1 protein-coding gene is annotated in these 294 nt (G+C 69.0%); it reads left to right on the top strand.

The features are described from left to right. Positions 1–21: 21 nt before the first annotated feature. Positions 22–294: DUF8224 domain-containing phage-derived protein (locus F2P45_RS35090; protein ID WP_502572745.1), on the top strand; the 273-nt coding region annotated here is incomplete at its 3' end.

Raw genomic sequence — 294 nt, 5'->3', positions numbered from 1 at the left:
CGCCTTTCGCACAGGACACGCATGACCGCACAGGATGTACACGCGCAGCGCCGCGTCGACAACTACGCCGCCCTGGTGCACAGCATCGATGCGCGCTTCAACGCCCTGGCCGGTCCCGTCTTCCGGACCGATGCCGCCGGCCTGTACGACGCTTACCTCGCCTCCTTCACCGATCCCGACGTACGCCAGCAGCACAGCTGCAGCTGCTGCCGCACCTTTATCGAGCGTTTCGGCGGCCTGGCGACGGTGGGCGACGACGGCGCGCTGGTGCCGGCCCTGTGGGATCCGGCCACG

It is taken from the genome of Massilia mucilaginosa (assembly GCF_011682145.1).
Taxonomy (GTDB): Bacteria; Pseudomonadota; Gammaproteobacteria; order Burkholderiales; family Burkholderiaceae_D; genus Telluria_A; species Telluria_A mucilaginosa.
The sequence above is the reverse complement of the archived record's forward strand: the minus strand, read 5'-3'. Positions and strand labels throughout refer to the sequence as shown.